Annotated in this window: 14 protein-coding genes; 5 read left to right on the forward strand and 9 right to left on the reverse strand. The window is 38.7% G+C overall.

The features are described from left to right. Positions 1-273 precede the first annotated feature (273 nt). Positions 274-762, forward strand: a complete 489-nt coding sequence (locus JET18_RS07760; protein ID WP_202090039.1) for a YdeI/OmpD-associated family protein — start codon at positions 274-276, stop codon at positions 760-762. Between the two features lie 332 nt (positions 763-1,094). On the opposite strand, the gene JET18_RS07765 is transcribed toward JET18_RS07760, so the two are convergent. After that, positions 1,095-1,658, reverse strand: coding sequence for a tetratricopeptide repeat protein (locus tag JET18_RS07765; RefSeq protein WP_202090040.1), 564 nt, complete (start codon positions 1,656-1,658; stop codon positions 1,095-1,097). Between the two features lie 197 nt (positions 1,659-1,855). On the opposite strand from JET18_RS07765, the gene pepE reads away from it, so the two are divergent. The 4 genes from pepE to blaIND all read left to right on the forward strand — a co-directional run bounded on the left by pepE (position 1,856) and on the right by blaIND (position 6,142). Further along, positions 1,856-2,548 (forward strand): dipeptidase PepE, encoded by a 693-nt coding sequence (gene pepE, locus JET18_RS07770; RefSeq protein ID WP_202090041.1) that lies wholly within the window; start codon positions 1,856-1,858, stop codon positions 2,546-2,548. A 142-nt stretch (positions 2,549-2,690) separates the two neighbouring features. Next, positions 2,691-4,061 (forward strand): D-alanyl-D-alanine carboxypeptidase/D-alanyl-D-alanine endopeptidase, encoded by a 1,371-nt coding sequence (dacB, locus tag JET18_RS07775; protein ID WP_394369515.1) that lies wholly within the window; start codon positions 2,691-2,693, stop codon positions 4,059-4,061. Between the two features lie 6 nt (positions 4,062-4,067). Further along, complete coding sequence (locus tag JET18_RS07780; RefSeq protein ID WP_228728500.1) at positions 4,068-5,219, forward strand: sensor histidine kinase; 1,152 nt, start codon at positions 4,068-4,070, stop codon at positions 5,217-5,219. 191 nt (positions 5,220-5,410) lie between these two features. Continuing rightward, positions 5,411-6,142, forward strand: coding sequence for an IND family subclass B1 metallo-beta-lactamase (gene blaIND, locus JET18_RS07785; RefSeq protein ID WP_202090043.1), 732 nt, complete (start codon positions 5,411-5,413; stop codon positions 6,140-6,142). A gap of 60 nt (positions 6,143-6,202) precedes the next feature. On the opposite strand, the gene JET18_RS07790 is transcribed toward blaIND, so the two are convergent. The 8 genes from JET18_RS07790 to tatC form a co-directional block, all read right to left on the reverse strand. Continuing rightward, positions 6,203-8,059 carry a M61 family metallopeptidase gene (locus JET18_RS07790; protein ID WP_202090044.1) on the reverse strand — a complete coding sequence of 619 codons (1,857 nt, stop codon included), beginning with the start codon at positions 8,057-8,059 and terminating at the stop codon, positions 6,203-6,205. Between the two features lie 200 nt (positions 8,060-8,259). Further along, positions 8,260-9,891, reverse strand: coding sequence for a M1 family metallopeptidase (locus JET18_RS07795; protein ID WP_202090045.1), 1,632 nt, complete (start codon positions 9,889-9,891; stop codon positions 8,260-8,262). Positions 9,892-10,204: 313 nt separating this feature from the next. Next, positions 10,205-10,603: a hypothetical protein gene (locus JET18_RS07800; RefSeq protein WP_202090046.1), complete on the reverse strand. Its 399-nt coding sequence runs from the start codon at positions 10,601-10,603 to the stop codon at positions 10,205-10,207. Between the two features lie 12 nt (positions 10,604-10,615). Next, on the reverse strand, positions 10,616-11,368 hold the full coding sequence (locus JET18_RS07805) for a methyltransferase (protein ID WP_202090047.1): 753 nt from the start codon (positions 11,366-11,368) through the stop codon (positions 10,616-10,618). After that, positions 11,332-12,096 (reverse strand): DUF2071 domain-containing protein, encoded by a 765-nt coding sequence (locus tag JET18_RS07810; protein ID WP_202090048.1) that lies wholly within the window; start codon positions 12,094-12,096, stop codon positions 11,332-11,334. The genes JET18_RS07805 and JET18_RS07810 overlap by 37 nt, the downstream gene beginning before the upstream one ends. Then, positions 12,089-12,475, reverse strand: coding sequence for a DoxX-like family protein (locus JET18_RS07815; protein WP_202090049.1), 387 nt, complete (start codon positions 12,473-12,475; stop codon positions 12,089-12,091). Before JET18_RS07815 ends, JET18_RS07810 begins: the two co-directional genes overlap by 8 nt. Before the next feature lie 184 nt (positions 12,476-12,659). Next, complete coding sequence (locus JET18_RS07820) at positions 12,660-15,623, reverse strand: reprolysin-like metallopeptidase (protein WP_202090050.1); 2,964 nt, start codon at positions 15,621-15,623, stop codon at positions 12,660-12,662. Positions 15,624-16,031: 408 nt separating this feature from the next. After that, positions 16,032-16,859 carry a twin-arginine translocase subunit TatC gene (gene tatC, locus JET18_RS07825; RefSeq protein ID WP_202090051.1) on the reverse strand — a complete coding sequence of 276 codons (828 nt, stop codon included), beginning with the start codon at positions 16,857-16,859 and terminating at the stop codon, positions 16,032-16,034. Positions 16,860-17,011: the final 152 nt, after the last annotated feature.

The following is a 17,011-nucleotide window of genomic DNA, read 5'->3' on the forward strand; positions in this document are numbered from 1 at the left end:
TGGAAAATTTTAATTTTGTTTCGGGGTTCGGGGTGCGAGTTCCGAGATTCGAGTTTCGGGGTTTGAGTTTCGCGGCGCGGGATACGGGCTGAGTGGTATAGAGTAGGAGAATTTAGTGTTTAAGATTGTCAATCCGGAAGTATATTGTATGAATGACAAGCATCAGGTGGCAGAGGCTCCCGAAGCCACCGGTAATATTTCCTCACCCGTATCCTCGAATCCCGCACCGCGAAACCCGCACCCGCATCCAATAAATCACTACATTTGTTAAACATGAAAAATAACAGTTTTACAGCCGTACTGGACATTATCGGGATCAATCCCTTTGTTTTCGTTCCGGAAGAAATCCTGGCTGAGATTTTCAGAGAAGCCGGAAAAGACAAGAGCCCGATTCCGGTGAAAGGAACCGTAAACGGAAAAGAGTTCAAGCAGAACCTGATGAAATATTTAGGGGAATGGAGACTCTATGTCAATCTTATCATGTTGAAAAATTCTCCTAAAAGAATAGGGGAAACTCTGGAAATTTCAATAGAATATGATGATTCAGACCGGAGCATTTCTATTCATCCCAAACTGGATGAAGCGATTAAATCAAGTCCTGTAGCGGTCAGCAATTTTGAAAATCTGATTCCATCCCGAAGACATGAACTGATCCGCTATATCAATAACCTGAAAACAGAAGCCAGTATCGACAGAAATATTGAAAAGATTATCCGGCATCTCCATGGCGAAACAGATTTCTTTGGAAAGAAGATTGATTAGGGTCAGGAAGCCTCAAGCCAGAAGAGGGAAGTTATGGAGGTCCAAAGAAAAACATAAAGGTGGACTTATTGATTTAAACAAGCTTTAAACACCAATAGTATTCACAAATAACCACAATCATCTGTGAAAATCTGCGAAATCTGAGGAAAAAAAAACTCAAAGTGCACAAAGTAATCTAAAGAGAAATAGTATACCATAGATAAGTTTACGCCTTTGTTGATCTTAAAATCAAGAGTAAATCAGGTAAAAAACTTTGTCTATCCTTGTGTTAAATAATCTTACATCTGTTTAGGCGAATAAAAAAATCCGGAAACAATTTCCGGATTCAGTATTTATGAATTTAAAGCTTTGCTCAATTTTAACGCATCCTGATTGGTCGGATCGTATTCTATAGATTTAGCAATATGTTCTTTTGCTTTATTGGGGTCAGTTTTCTGTTCTGTAAACGCCAGATAGAAATAAGCGTAAGCCAGATTTTTCTTATTTTGCTCTACCTCTGCAGGTTTTACAGTGGCAATATATTTTTCATAAGCACTTCTTGCATTGGTATCATCTTTAGCCGACTGATAGGCGTATGCCTGGCTGTAATATGACGGAGCCCAATCCGGCAGCAATACGGAGATTTTTTTCCATGTATCCACTGCATTGGTCCAGTCTGAGGCATCCTGATAAGCGGCAGCCAGTTTTGCTAATGCATCCGTATCTTTTGGATTGGCTTCAATTTGTTTTTTTAGGCCGTCAATCGTTGCATTACTTCCTGTCTGTGCGGTTGTGGCTGGAGTTGTGGTGGTGTTTGCAGTATCCGTTTTTGTTGTCTGTGCATTTACCAAACCTGCTGTTCCTGCAAATAATAATCCCAGAAATAAATTTTTGATATTAATTTTAGTCATTTTCATAATCTTACATTTTTTAAAATTCTTCTTTCTAAAATTCAATAATAATTCCAGAAAGCTATAAAATTTAGAAGCTTTAAGGTTTTTTAGAAGATATTAACGGATACCGTGTTTTTTTTAGCGTAATTTTTGATTCGTTGGAGTTTGAGTTTATCTTTGTAATTCGGTTTTTTATTACACAATCATAATAATATCTTGACATGAACATCATATTAGCATCCACTTCCACTATTTTCGGCGGTGAATATTTAGAATACTTAAGAGAAGAATTAATCAGACTTTATCAGGGAATTGATGAAATTATTTTCATTCCTTTTGCAAGACCCGGCGGTATTTCCCATGAAGACTATACAGCGAAAGCAAGATCTTTCTTTGAAACCATCGGTATTAAGGTAAGAGGTCTTCATGAATTTGAAGATAAAACAGAAGCTTTAAATAATGCCCGCGGTTATTTTACAGGTGGCGGAAATACATTTTTGCTGGTAAAAACGTTGCATGAAGAAGGTTTAATGTCTGTTTTAAAGGAAAATGTTGAATCCGGAAAAGCCTATCTGGGATGCAGTGCCGGAAGTAATATCGGAGGTCAGAATATGAAAACCACGAATGATATGCCCATTGTATATCCGCCAAGCTTCGAATGTATGGGGCTGGTTCCGTTCAATATCAATCCGCATTATCTTGATCCCAATCCTGAATTGAAACACAATGGGGAAACCAGAGAAACCAGGATCAGAGAATTTCTGACGCAAAATAATTTAAAAGTAGTTGGTCTTCGTGAAGGAAACTGGATCAGAAGAACAGGAGATGCGATTACAGTAGAAGGCAGTGAACTGACGAGGATTTTCGAAAAAGATAAAGAACCTTACGAAATAGAGACGGGAAGCATTCTTTAAGCCGCTCAAACAAGCTCTTATTTTTATTATATTTGATCAGGAATTGAATATAATGCTTTGTGAAATACATTCATAGGCTGATGTTCAACTCATAAGCGGAGCCGGAACATTGGCTGAAAACTCAGATTTATAAAAAATGACAATGAAAAAAACACTTGCAGTGCTTACACTGTCGGTTCAGATGATCACTGCTCAGAATATTGCGCAGAAACTGGATAAAGCCACCAAAGATCTTATGGAGTCTTCGGGTGCGGTGTCATCCGGATTATCATTCTATGTTACAGATGAAAACGGGACATTTATTTATGAATATCAGGGCAGTAAAGGTTTGTCCACTGCCTCTACCCAGAAGGTCTTCACCGCAGCAGCAGCTCTTGAAACTTTAGGAAAAAACTATACTTTTAAAACAACGGCCGGTTACTCAGGCAACCTGTCTTCAGGAATATTGAACGGGGATCTTATCATCAGTTCGAACGGCGATCCTACATTGGGAAGCTGGCGGTATGACGCCTATAAACCTGAAAATTTCAAAAACAAAGTCATTGAAGCTCTTAAAAATGCCGGAATTAAGAAGATTTCCGGTAATCTGGTGATTGATGATTCTTATTTTGACCATCAAACGATTCCCGGCGGATGGCCATGGGATGATCTGGGGAATTATTACGGAGCCGGAGTCTGGGGCGTGAACTGGAGAGAAAATCAGTTTGATATTAATATTAACGGAACAGAGTTCAAAGGTTTTTCCTATCCACTGGAAAATGTAAAATGGCTCAATGATCTGAAGGCAGGAGGAAGCTCTGATCAAAGTCTGATTTTTACGGCTCCCCATTCCGAAGTGGCATTAATTAACGGAACCTTACCGGCAGGAAAAACAGTGACGGTTTCAGGTGCGCTGCCTAATCCGCCGCTTCAATTGGCAACAGAAGTTCAGAAATGGCTGAAAGAATCCGGAATCGAAATCTCAGGAAAAGCAGTGACGTCCTCACAGCTTGAGCTTGAAGGAAAACCTGTTCCGGCAGCTGCAAAAAATACTATCCTTACCTATCAGTCACCGACTTTGGATAAAATCGTATATTGGTTTTTAAGAAAAAGCGTCAATCTGTACGGGGAAACTTTGATCAAAACTTTAGGAAAGGAAAAGAAAGGAAATTCCAGCTTTAAAAACGGAGTGGCTTATTTAAAGGAATTCTGGAAATCAAAAGGGATCAACCCGAATATGATCAATTTTGCAGATGGAAGCGGTCTTTCGCCCCAGAATTATGTAGCAGCCAAAGCAGAAGTTCAGGCTTTGCTGTATGCGAAAAAACAATCCTGGTTTGATGCTTATTATGATGGTTTTCCGGTTCAGGATAACGGCATGAAGATGAAAAGCGGAACGATGAGAGATACCAAATCTTTTGCAGGCTATCATACTGCGAAAGACGGTAAAAAATATACATTTTCCATCATTATCAATAACTATCAGGGAAGCGGAAATGCAGAACTGCAGAAAATTCTGAATGTTTTAAAATAAAAAGATTTGAGGAAATCCATACTTGCCAGACTGAATAACTGGATTATATTTATGCTGATGACGCTGGTGGTGGTTACCATTGTAGTGGCTTCAACTATTTTGATCAATTTTCTAAGGAAAGAGGAGATCAAAAGGGTAGATATTCTGGTAAGCGCACTGAAATTTCAGCAGGAAGTAACCCCAAGTCTGGAAGTGCAGGAACTGATCCTTAAAATATACAGCTCGAACACCACCATTCCAATGATCGTACTGGACAGGGAAGACCGTCCGATGGTTCATAAAAATATTCCTCAGGAAATTGAAAACGATCCTGTTCTGGTAACACTGCTGGCGAAAAAGATGGCGAAAAGCTATCCGCCGATTGAAATTAAAGTGCCCAACGGGAACAATCAGTTTGTGTATTATGATAACTCTCAGATTCTTAATAATTTACGATATTCACCTTTCATCTTAGGCTTTTTTATTCTGTGTTATTTCCTGTTTTCATTCTGGTTTTTGAGGACCATCAAGAAAACCGATGAAGGCTATCTCTGGGCCGGGCTGGCCAAGGAAACCGCCCACCAGATCGGAACACCGCTGTCATCCATGATCGGCTGGATAGAAATCATGAAGCTGGATAACCCGGAATCTGATGGCGTACACGAAATTGAAAGAGATATTGAAAGACTGAGAACCATTTCCGAGCGTTTCTCTAAAATAGGCTCCATTCCTGAACTGAATGACCTGAATTTCAATGAAACCATTTCTGAGAATTATGATTATCTGAAAACCAGGATTTCCAAGAAAATAGATTTTAGCCTGCACCTTCCAACATATACGATTCTGGTTCCGCACAACAAAATCCTGATGAGCTGGGTGATTGAAAACCTCGTGAAAAATGCGGTAGATGCTATGAAAGGAGAAGGCGTGCTTGAAATGTATGTTTTTGAAAGAAACAAAAATATCCTCATAGAAGTCAAGGATTCCGGAAGCGGAATGACGAAGCAGCAGGTGAGAAATGTATTCAAACCGGGCTATTCCACGAAGAAGAGAGGCTGGGGGCTTGGTCTTTCACTGGCCAGAAGGGTCATCCACGAATACCACAACGGAGATATTAAAATTTCCCAGACCGAAGTAGGAAAGGGAAGTACCTTCAGAATTACAATCAGAAAAGGATAAACAGAGCCTTTTGTTTTCTGTTTTCAATGCTTTAAAACTTTATCAGTATTAAAAAAAGTTAAATCCTCCCCATGTCGGCAGGATTATCCAAATTATAGATAAATTTGCACTTCTTCCGGATGCCGACTGATCCAGCGGCTCCATTCCAGAATTTATATTTCGGTCAATTAATTAAAATACTATAAAAAATTATGAAGAAAAGTGTTAAGGTTTTAAGTGTGTTGTTTTTATTCTTAATTAATAGTTTTAATGCGCAGGAGCGCGAGTTTGTCATTGGTCCATCCTTGGGCAAAAACCTTTATCTGTACAGGACATTCGGTGTTTTCGGCGGTAAAGAATATTCGGCCAATTCGGTGTATCTGGTGACGAAAAAAGGCGTGGTTCTTTTTGATGTTCCATGGCAGAAAACCCAGTATCAGAGCCTTATGGATACGATAAAAAAGCGTCATAATTTACCGGTAATTGCAGTATTTGCCACACATTCCCATGATGACAGGGCAGGAGACCTGAGCTTTTACAATAATAAGGGAATCAGTACTTATGCAACTGCTAAAACGAATGAACTGCTGAAAAAAGAAGGGAAAGCAACTTCAAGTAAAATAACAGAGACCGGAAAAAAATATAAAATAGGCGGGGAGGAGTTTGTTGTAGATTTCCTGGGTGAAGGACATACAGCAGACAATGTGGTAGTATGGTTTCCAAAATACAATGTTCTGGACGGAGGCTGTTTAGTGAAAAGCAGTTCTGCTGTTGATCTTGGTTACACAGGTGAAGCCAATGTACAGCAATGGCCTGCAACCATGCAGAAACTGAAAGCCAAATACCCGGCCAGTGCCAAGATAATTCCCGGCCACGATGTATGGGAAGGCAACGATCACGTAAAGCATACGCTGGAGCTTCTGAAAAAGCAAGGCGGTAAATAAAAAATAAAAAAGCGGGAAATTTTTCCCGCTTTTTTTTACCATTTTAATCTTTGGATTTAATTATTTCTTTCCGGTCAGCCACTGGCTTTGCAGTTTCTGTTCTGCCGGAGTTGGATTCGCTTTGTATTGCAGCGTTTCTATCGTCATTTTATCCAGGATAGCTTTACCTTTTAGCTCTATCTTATCTGTTTTGTCACCGTTTTTTCTAAGAACAGTCACGGTAACATTCTGTCCATCTTTAATGGTTTTGGTATAACTGATAAAATCCTGCATTTTCTGGATATCAATTGTTTTTCCGTCAAGAGAAACGATTTCATCGGTGATTTTAAATCCTACACTTTTTGCAAAAGGGGACAGTGCAGAGCTTTCATCGAATACAAAGGTATTGTTCTTCTCATTATAACCCGTCTGGTTGGGATCTTTGATGAACCAGAACAATGGTGGTGTATCCTGCTTTTTAGCTTCTACGCCTACCATATTCAGGTATTCTGCATAAGGTGTCGGCTGGTTTCCTGCAATGTATTTATTATAGAAATCTTTCACCTGTGGATATCCGGTAACAGTTACCAGCTCATCAATCAGTTTGTCATCTTTGAAAGGTTTGTTTTCTCCGAATCTCTGGGACAGTTTTCTGATCATATCGCGGTAGCCCATTTCTCCGTTAGACAGCTTTCTCAGCTCAATATCAAGACACATCGCCAGCAATGCTCCTTTTTCATACACGTTTCTGTACTGATCCTTATATTCGTCCTTCAGAATATTTTTACTCATCACCGTAAACGGCATGGTATCATCGTAATTTTTTGAATTGGTGATCTTCTCATTCATTCTCTGAAGGAATTCATCCTTGTTGATCAGCCCTTCCTGGATCTGGAAAAGGTTGGCAAAATATTCCGTTCCGCCTTCATACATCCAAAGATGCTGGGACATTTTAGGATCTGCGTAATCAAAATAATGGATCTCTTCTGAATGCGTTTTCAGAGGATTTACCGTATGGAAAAACTCATGGGAAACAACGTCCGTGATGGTTTTATCAATAGCATCTTTCGGCATCATTTCAGGAAGTACCACACTGGTAGACTCGTGGTGCTCCAGTGCTCCGAAACCTTTGATCTGCGGCCCCTCACCTCCTGAAAGATAAAGCATGATCGCATATTTTTTATTGGTATTCATATCACCCAGGAATTTCTTCTGGGCCAGTACCATTTTTTCAAGATTATCTTTAAAGTCGGCTGCCTTATATTTTCCGGTTGGGGAATAAACGCCAAGGACCAGATCCATTCCTCCTGCATTGAAAGTGATGTAATCCGGTTTGGTATACATCAGCGGAGAATCCGTTACTTTAGCATAATTGGCCAGGGTAAAGGTATCTGTAGCATCAGATTTGTCCTGATCTACCAACGCTGTTGTTCCATAGAATCCGGCTGGCTTCTGAACGATCAGCTGGTAAGGAACATCCTGCATATTATCAATATATCCGATAAATCCGTGGGTGTTGATCATATAAACTTTACCCTCTTCAATATCAGTTCCTGACGGAGAAAATACCGCTTTATGTTTTGAATTATCCATTTCATCATCAAAACTGTCATTAACCAGATAAGTTACTTTGGTTAAATCTTTAGCGTTTTTTAATGAATACGTGTTGTCATTCACTTTGGTATAGGCAATTTCTCTTCCTTTGTTGTCGTAAAATTTGATGCCTTCCACGAATCTTCCGTAGTCATCTACAGAATAGGTTCCCGGAACGGTTTTAGGGAAATGAAACTTGATGTCTCCTGATTTCATTTTAGGAAATTCCATCGTAACGGCTACTTTGTCGTCTTTTACATTCACAAGATCAATCGTAGTTTTGATGGATTGGGCATTGGCCATAAAGGCTGCAAAAAGGCCCAGACTGATTGCTGTTTTTTTCATTAGGTTTGAATTTTATAGTTAAATAGTAGTTTTTTTTATCGTTTTGTTACGGACCGCGGTATTAAACTTTTCTTAAAGTTTTTGAAAATAAAAGGGCAAAAAAAGCAAAAAAGGCAAAATCACAAAGATGGAACTGCCTTTTTGTTTCAATTTTAGAAATTTTTATTGACCATTTACATCATTAGTCATTTCGTCTTCACTTATTGGGTCTGTGTATAATTAATAAAATAATTCTTATTAAATTCCACAGGACTGCTTTTCTTAAGCTTTACCGTCTGCCAGTTTTCTGTAGGGCTGATGGTTTGATCTCCATTAATGATAACAGGAAGTTTAAGATCTTTAACCACATCAGTGTAGCGGAATTTTAAAGAATCTCCGGTTTGAGAATACTCAAGTGTCGGGATCTTTGTGGTTCTTAAATACTGATTAAAAATAGTGGAAAGATCAATTCCTGATTTTGATGACATATAATCTTCGATCTGTTTTGTGGTAACCGTCTGATGATAAAAATCCTTGTTCAGGCCTCTTAAGATCTGTCTGAATTTTTCATCATTATTGATTATCTGTCTGATGGTATGAAGCATATTGGCTCCTTTCGGGTACATATCGCCGCTTCCTTCATTTCTTACGCCATACTTTCCAATGATCGGAACATCGTTCTGGATCATATTTCTGACCCCAATACCATAAACATCGGCTGATTTTTTATCCATATATTTTTCAACGAAAAGCACCTCGGAATACATCGTGAAACTTTCGTGAATCCACATGTCTGCCTGATCTTTTGCTGTAATATTGTTCGCAAACCACTCGTGGCCGCTTTCGTGGATAATGATGTAATCCCATTTAAGGCCTACACCTGTTTCGGAAAGATCTCTACCCAGATAGCCATTCTGATAGCCGTTTCCATAGGCTACGTTGCTCTGATGCTCCATTCCAAGATAGGGAGAGTCAACCAGTTTGTAAGAATCCTCGTAAAAAGGATAAGGTCCGAACCAGTATTCAAATGCAGAAAGCATTGGTTTTACCTGCTGGAACTGTTTCTTAGCTTTTTCCAGGTTGTGGTCCAGTACCCAGTAATCAAGGTCCAGTTTTCCTTTTTCACCGGTGAATGTATCTTTAAAATTAACATATTTCCCAATATTCGGGATGATAGAATAGGCATTGATCGGATTTTTTACTTCCCAGGTATAAGCTGTTTTTCCACCTTCTGCTTTTTTGCTGATCAGTCTTCCGTTTCCTACGCCCACCAGGTCATTCGGAGTAATGATTTTCATGATGATCCCGTTTTCAGGCTCGTCACTCCAGATATCTTTTGTCGGAAGCCAGATGGATGCTCCGATTCCTTCATCGGCAACACTCATCCACGGATTTCCGTTTTCATCTTTAGCGAAAACCCAGCCTCCATCCCAGGGTGCATTTTTTGCAATCACAGGCTGGCCGGAATAGGTGACGTCAAGGGTATATTTTTCTCCTTTTTTAAAATTCTTTTTAGCAGTGACAAAAATAAAATCGCCGTCCTGTTTAAAGTTGGCAATTGGGAAATTACCTTCTACTTTATCCGCTTTCATCGGCTTTTGAAGGTCGATTTGAAAAACCGGATCTGTAACATCTTTGGTGATTTCAAAACTGATTTTATTGTATCCTTTAATGCTTTTTTTTGCAAAATCCGGTTCTACGGAAAGGTCGTATTTTTTCACATCCCAGAAGTTCCGGAATTTCGTATCAGAACCTTTCAAAGTATCCTGTTTGGTGAAAGCCTTATCATGCTCAAAGAACTGCCCGAAAACAAGCCCCGATGCGAATAAAAGTGTATAGGTCAGCTTTTTCATTTAAAATCAAATTAAATTCAACCAAAAATAGAAAAATTAATATCAATAATTTAGATTTAAACACAAATAATTTGCACTAACCTGAGTTCGGGATAAGGTATTTTTGTTTTTTTAAGACTGGTCAGGAAGTCTGAAGCTGGAAGAGGGAAGTTATTGAAGGGCAGAGGTAGAAATAGACTGTGGTTTTTATTAATTTTTTTAATCCGGTTCAACAAATTTAAAGGTAAATGTTTAATACCAATGGCTAATAGTTACTTCCTTCTTCCAGCTTCCAGCCTTTTAATCTTAACTTCTTATCCCGAACTCAGGTTAACTACTTACTGAAACAGATGACCCAGAACACTCCGCTTATGTATGTCCAAAGCAGGGAAAAAATGATATGGGTAATGGTTTCAAAAGTTTTTCCTTTCCATAATTTTGAAGAATATCCAAAAAACTGAATAAACAGCCGGATGGTCCAGAAGACCGCTAATCCAAGCGCAATTTTTTTACCCAAACCGGGTTCTGTCAGCTCTTGCGGAGAGGTGATACAAAGCAAACCCATAAGAAATACAGTTAAGGCTATAAAGATGGTATGAACCCACATCATTTCCCTGTTCATCAGGCTTAATGACTGAAGTTCCTGTTTCCAGTTAAAATATTTAGGAAAAATAATATGTACAAATGCCAAAGCAATTAAAAGCGTTCCAATGATTTGTAAGTGAAGTTCCATAATATGGGATGGTTAGGGTGTACAAATAAAAATTGACATAAAAGGGGTGAATTTTACTTCTTCAAATGATGAAAAGCCTGCACTTTTAAAAGCATTTTTCCATACCGCTTTTGAAAAAAAATGCGTGAAGCCTACAGAAAAGGCTAAAAAATTCGGGAAATCCCTCAGGTGCTCTACCATAATTATTTTCCCGTCGGTTTTGCATAAGCGACGGCATTCTTTTAAAAATATGATCTTTTCTTCATGTGACCTGATCTCATGTGCCACGGAAAGCAGAAAAATAATATCAGCTGACTGATCAGGCAATGGAATTGAATTGGAATGCATCTGCTGGGTGTCAGGATATACAATACTCACTTTTCTGGCTCTTATTATAGCCGGTTCCGTATGCCGTTTCGCATCATAAAAATCAAATACTTTTAAACCGGCCTGTGGAAAGTTGTTTTTGATGATGTAGCTCGTTTCATCAAACCCTGCATTGATATTTAAAATGTTTTTTACTTTCGATTCATCAACAGAACAGTTCTTCAGCCATTGAAAATCATAATATCCCGAAAAATCATAAACATATGCTGATACTATTAACGGCATGATAAGCCCGTAAAGAAATGCGGCTATGATGAGCCAGTATAAAAGATCTGACCATTCAAATATCTTGTGACTGGCCGTAATTAAAGCTAAAATTCCTATTCCTATTATATAAAAATGACGGTTAAAGCTTAAAATATTTAAGACGCCCTGAAATTTTCTTCTTTTTGTTTCCATGGTTCAATTTTTCCTTTTTTCCAGTAGTATGGAATGTTTTTAATGATAAATGCATTGGCTAAAACAGGATTATCCAGTTTAAGACTTTCTAAAAATCCGAAATTATAGTTGAGAATCTCTACGGGTGCCGGAGTCCAGTTTTGTCTTACGCCTTCGATGATAAGGACTTCCTGAGTTCCTTTATTGTAAGTAAAAGTAAAAGGTAAGGGCCCTGCAAATCTTCTTGCTTCTTTCCAGTCTGCGAAGGGAGAATGGGGTGGCAGAGGGATATTTTCTTCTTTTTTACTGATACTTACTTTAAATTTTGACTTAACAGATTGTATTTCTTTTACATTCTCTTTTTCCGTTTGCTGAATATCTGTTGTGGAATAATTGTAGTGGGTGAATACATTACCCATCAATTCCATTTTCTTTTTATCCGTTTCAGATTTAAGAATATACAGCCCGCGCAGCCTCTTTCCTGTATTGCTCCTGTATCTTACAAATACCCGGTAGCCGATCAGGAAAAAATCATTTCCCATCAACTTTGGAAAGCCTTTTGGGCGTAAATCTTTTGTCTGAACCATTGCTGCTGCTACAAAGGCCCATTGATCCTGAAAAGTATCGAGTTCCAGACATTCCGGAATAAGAGGCTGCAGTTGTTCTTTAGGAACGGCAAACGTCAGAACAAGAGAGCTTTCAAAAAAAGCTTCTACAGCAAACGGATGGTTTTTTAAAAAGTCAAACATGGTGATTTAGTTTTTTTGGATTTAAATGAAATTCATTAAAATAAATAAGCAGAATAAAGAGAAAAGCAAATAGGGAATTGAATCTGCCCCAAAGCAGTAAATCCGGAGCCAATATAAATTCAAGTATATTCATAGAAGCAATGAGTGTAATTTGAGCAAGTGCATTGAATCTGGAGTGAATTCCCGTTAATACCCATACCGCCATTACCATTTCTGAGCAACCGATCAGAACAGTTAACAGTCTTGAATAATCGCCACCTAAAATCCTTGCAACAATCTCTTCGTGACGCGGAACAAAGTTCAATATTTTGCAGAAAAGACCATTGATAACCCAGACTGTGGCTATACCATAATGTATTATTTTATAAATGCTTTTCATAAGATTAATAATTGATCGGATTAATTTCTATTCAAAGATAATAATATTTTTGAACTTTCAGTAATTATTGAAAATAAAATATTAAAAATGTGAAAATAAATTGTGAGCTTATAAAATCCAATCAAAACAGGCATACAAAAAGCCCGGCTTTTAGCCGGGCTCTGTTTATGATAAAATAAAAGGATTATTTCTTAATGAATTTCAATCTTGAAACCGTTCCTTTATCTTCAATTGTAATCACATATACTCCTGTGCTTAGCTTAGAGACAGGGATTTTCTGACCTGCAACAGTACCGTTCATTACTGCTTGTCCAGCCATATTGAAAATACTGAATTGTGCATTGGAAGAAATATTCGTCACGTTCAGAACATCATAAGCCGGGTTAGGATAGATCTGTACGGAAGTATTGTCTTTCACAACGTCGCTGGTACCTAAAACCTGAGGAAGAATTTTTACTGCGTAATCTTCAATTTCCCCATAAGCGAAGTTGGAACAACCGCTGGTTGGCTGATCATCATAGGTCAGGACAACTCTCATAGTGGTATTTAAAGGTCCTGCATAAGCATCAGCAGGTACCGTAAATGTTGCTGAAACCGGTGTTACAATGCTGGCTGCACTGGTATGGATGATTTCAGAAGCAGAGAAGTTTCCGTCTCTGTTGAAGTCGATCCAGGCAGTTACTCCGTCATTATACTGAGCTGCGCTCCACTGTTTTGTAATGCTCACTGTATTACCGGCAGAACCTTGTGTAAGGGTGATCAGTTTGGCAGGATCTGCTGCATAGCTTGTATATGCTGCACCTGCAGTTGCATTTGACATTGGAGTTTGCCCAACAGGAGTTACTGTAACATTGGAGATAAATTCGTCCGCTGGATTGGCAGATGTGTTGGTACACAATGCGTATCCTAATGTTGTAAAGTTGGCTACTGCAGAGAATGTTCCGGTTGTAGAACCGCATATGTTGGCTACCTGATATTCATACTGTGTTGTATTCTCCAGTCCGGATAGGAAAGAAGAGTTAGCCGCTACAGTAGCAGAAATCCATGTTGGAGCTCCCACTTTTCTATATCTTATCGTATACTGGCTTCCCTGAAGTGCTGCCCAGTTGATATTGGCAGAAGACATGGTAATACCTGAAACTGCAATTCCGGTAGGTTCTACTGTAGAACATGCTGAACTGTTTGCACTAACGGTTGCGTTACCGATAGCATAGAATACATTATTGATAGCACTTACTCTGATCTTTACATTGGATCCGGCTGCAAGAGCAGAGAACATAAATGGTTCAGATCCGTCATTAGGAGTGGAAGGTGTAATGACAGTCCAGTTTGTTCCATTATCCGTAGTGTAATCAATCTTAACATTCTGTGCATTATAGGTGCTGTTGTTTGTATTGACTACATCCCACGTGATGGCTCCGGCTGTATTATTATAAACGTTAGTTGAAGTTACTTTGAATGGTCCGTCGTTTCCTACTTCCAGATCAATTCTTCCGCTTTGGGTCTGTTGTTTTGTAATATCAGGATTGTTGTCTCTTACAGTTACTTTGAATCTCATCCCTCTTGGAACATTCGCAACGGTTTCCCAACCAGGAATATTTGAAACAGAACCGTTAAGCACTGTAGAAAGAAGCGGGAAATATCTTGTAGGAGAAGCAGAAGGCATCACGGATCTGAAATTGGCTCCATGTCTGCGTGTTGCACTTACTGCTCCGAAAGTGGCTTGTGCAAGGTCATACTGTTCCCATGTATATGTCATAGGGTCATTTTGTGCATCAGTGGCATCTGCAGTTAAAACAAATGCAGTTCCTTTCGGAATCGTTCTGCTGGTAAGAGGCTGAATGGTTGGAGGCGTGTTATTTGTAATCGCAGTGATAGTACCACACTCCTTGGAATTCACATAAGCCTGTACTTCTTCAATATTTTTAACGTGGAAATAAGCATCAGAATTCATCTGTACGTTGGCATTCGTAATACCTGCATATCCCATGATCGTAGATCCTGATCCCGGTTCCATATGAGCACCGTGCTGAGCAAGCGACATCGTGTGTGCACCTCCGAACTGGTGGCCTATTTCGTGAGCTACAAAATCAATATCATAAGTATCTCCGAAAGGCTGGTCTACGATATTCGGAGAGGTAATTCCTGCTCCTTTTGAGGTGGCATCGTTGTTGTTAGCCGGGTTGATACAAACGTTTCCTACACGGCCCGCGCTTCCGCCTCCTCCTCTGTGTCCGAAGAAGTGACCGATATCGTATCCTGCATTTCCAATGGCAGCGGTAATCGTCTGCTGAACCTGAAGATTCCAGGCACCTGGAGCACTGAATGTTCCGTTGGCATTTTGGATTACATTAGAGTATGGATCTGTAGCGGCATCTGTATAAATCAACTGAGGAAGATCCAGTACATTCATGTGAATACCAAAATCTTTTTCAAATACCCCGTTTACTCTTGCCATAGTGGCATTAATACGGGTAGCAGCACCTGCAACACCTCCTGCAAGCTGGGTATATTCAGCATTTACAGAGATCGCTATTCTGTAGGTTCTGTATTTAAGATCATTGTTTTTATTGGCACTTCCTAAGCCCTGAACGTTTTTAGACGCCAGCAGCTTACTCATTTCCTTTTTTGAATGTTCAGGCTCATCGGTTGTACATTCAAACGGATGTCCATCCTGTACCTTATTGGATTTGAAGAATACGCCGTAAACATTTCTTTCTTTATTGATAGGCTCAATAAATTCATATTTTCCGGTAGAAGCATCAAAAATCATAGACTGGAAATCATTCGGAGCCGTACTGAATCTGATCTGCTTTTGCGGATTGTCTATTCCAACCCCTGAATACGCTCCCAAACCATAACGGTCTGCCATAGATTTTTCAACTACAGGAGCACTGTACACTGAAAATCTTTCTACTTTTCCATTAGCTGTAGGTAAAGAAATAATTACCGGGCTGCCGCCTTTTCCTGCTTCAGGTGCATCTTTTAAAAGTTCTCTTACAGAATTCAGATCTACTGTGTATGAGTACAATACATTCACTTCCTTCCTTATCGGAGCTACTTTCTGAGATACAGGCTCCCAGCTTTGTGCATTTAACCCTATAAAGCTTGAAGCCAATGCACAAACAAGAATAATTCTCTTTTTCATAAAATTTCTAGATATTGTTTAAGCAAATATAGAATTATTTAGCATTATATCAATGTATAAGTGATTATAATGTGAGTTTTCATATTTTATTTTTTGAATTAATTATAGAAAAATATCATTTAAACTGCGTGTTTTAAAGAATTTATTTTATTTATATTGATATTTTATTAAAATAAATAAACAAGAAACAGTCTGTTGAGAAATAAAATATTTTTCACAACAATTGAATAACATGTATTTTAAAGAAAAATGTCTCTGTAAGAGTATTCTTTACAAATCCCATAAGAATTCAGTCCATAAAAAATTGAAATATTCTCTGTTGCAAAAACAACAAACAGAGTATTCGTAATTTAGCCAATAGCCAATAGCCAATAGCCAATAGCCAATAGCCAATAGCCAATGCCTGGCTTACTTCTGAACTACGGGTAAATTTCCAGCGGCCTTCTGAACCTTTTTGTACGTGAAAGAACACATGATAATACTGATTTCATAAAGAATCAGCAGTGGAAAAGCAGCCATAAGCATACTTAAAACATCCGCAGGTGTTATGATGGCTGCCACAACCATGATCAGAACGATAGCATGACGGCGGTAGGTCTTCATAAACATAGGTGTAAGAATTCCTATACTGGTTAGGAAATAGATAAGAATAGGGAAGAGGAAAATAACCCCCATACCTAAAATAACCTGTAAAAATAGAGTGGTATAATCACTTAAATCGTAAAGTGGAATAATAATATCGGAAATTTTGAAAATAACCCCGAAATTAACGGCAAAGGGAAGGATAAGGAAATAACCGCATAAAACTCCGGTCATAAACAGAATCCACACCGCATTGATGATAAATATGGAGTTCTTTCTTTCCTTCGGATGGAGCGCAGGCCCGATGAAGCGCCATAATTCCCATACAATATAAGGAAAAGCCCCCACAATACCTCCGAAAACAGACACAGCCATCATTACATTGAATTGCTGGTAAAGTCTTTGTACACGGACAGGGAATTCTTTCGGGAGTTTGATACTGTCTTCTCCTAAAAGCATCCTGGAAAAATGATTGACTATCTTGAAAGTTGGAAAATCATTCCTGGTAGGTCCAAAAAAGATATGGTCCATGATCCAGTTGATATTGAATCCTACAGCTATTGCGACAACAATAATCGCAATAATTGAACGCACAAGATGACCTCTTAATTCTCCAATATGTCCCAAAAAGGACATTTCTTTTTTTTCGTCCATAGTACTAGAGTCTATTGAAATAACAAACCCATCTGAGTTGAGCTATTTAAGTCTGCGAAATTATGAAATAATAATCAGTATTCAGAATTATTGAGCGGGATTTTATTTAAGTTGATGAAGGAAATACTGTTACATTTGGTTTTCAGAAAAAA

It is taken from the genome of Chryseobacterium endalhagicum, from assembly GCF_016745235.1.
In the GTDB taxonomy this organism is placed as follows: domain Bacteria; phylum Bacteroidota; class Bacteroidia; order Flavobacteriales; family Weeksellaceae; genus Chryseobacterium; species Chryseobacterium endalhagicum.

Coding starts and splice junctions, on each gene's coding strand:
- JET18_RS07760 (WP_202090039.1), top strand. CDS start 274: ATGAAAAATAACAGTTTTACAGCCGTACTGGACATTATCGGGATCAAT.
- JET18_RS07765 (WP_202090040.1), bottom strand. CDS start 1,658: ATGAAAATGACTAAAATTAATATCAAAAATTTATTTCTGGGATTATTA.
- pepE (WP_202090041.1), top strand. CDS start 1,856: ATGAACATCATATTAGCATCCACTTCCACTATTTTCGGCGGTGAATAT.
- dacB (WP_394369515.1), top strand. CDS start 2,691: ATGAAAAAAACACTTGCAGTGCTTACACTGTCGGTTCAGATGATCACT.
- blaIND (WP_202090043.1), top strand. CDS start 5,411: ATGAAGAAAAGTGTTAAGGTTTTAAGTGTGTTGTTTTTATTCTTAATT.
- JET18_RS07790 (WP_202090044.1), bottom strand. CDS start 8,059: ATGAAAAAAACAGCAATCAGTCTGGGCCTTTTTGCAGCCTTTATGGCC.
- JET18_RS07795 (WP_202090045.1), bottom strand. CDS start 9,891: ATGAAAAAGCTGACCTATACACTTTTATTCGCATCGGGGCTTGTTTTC.
- JET18_RS07800 (WP_202090046.1), bottom strand. CDS start 10,603: ATGGAACTTCACTTACAAATCATTGGAACGCTTTTAATTGCTTTGGCA.
- JET18_RS07805 (WP_202090047.1), bottom strand. CDS start 11,368: ATGGAAACAAAAAGAAGAAAATTTCAGGGCGTCTTAAATATTTTAAGC.
- JET18_RS07810 (WP_202090048.1), bottom strand. CDS start 12,096: ATGTTTGACTTTTTAAAAAACCATCCGTTTGCTGTAGAAGCTTTTTTT.
- JET18_RS07815 (WP_202090049.1), bottom strand. CDS start 12,475: ATGAAAAGCATTTATAAAATAATACATTATGGTATAGCCACAGTCTGG.
- JET18_RS07820 (WP_202090050.1), bottom strand. CDS start 15,623: ATGAAAAAGAGAATTATTCTTGTTTGTGCATTGGCTTCAAGCTTTATA.
- tatC (WP_202090051.1), bottom strand. CDS start 16,859: ATGGACGAAAAAAAAGAAATGTCCTTTTTGGGACATATTGGAGAATTA.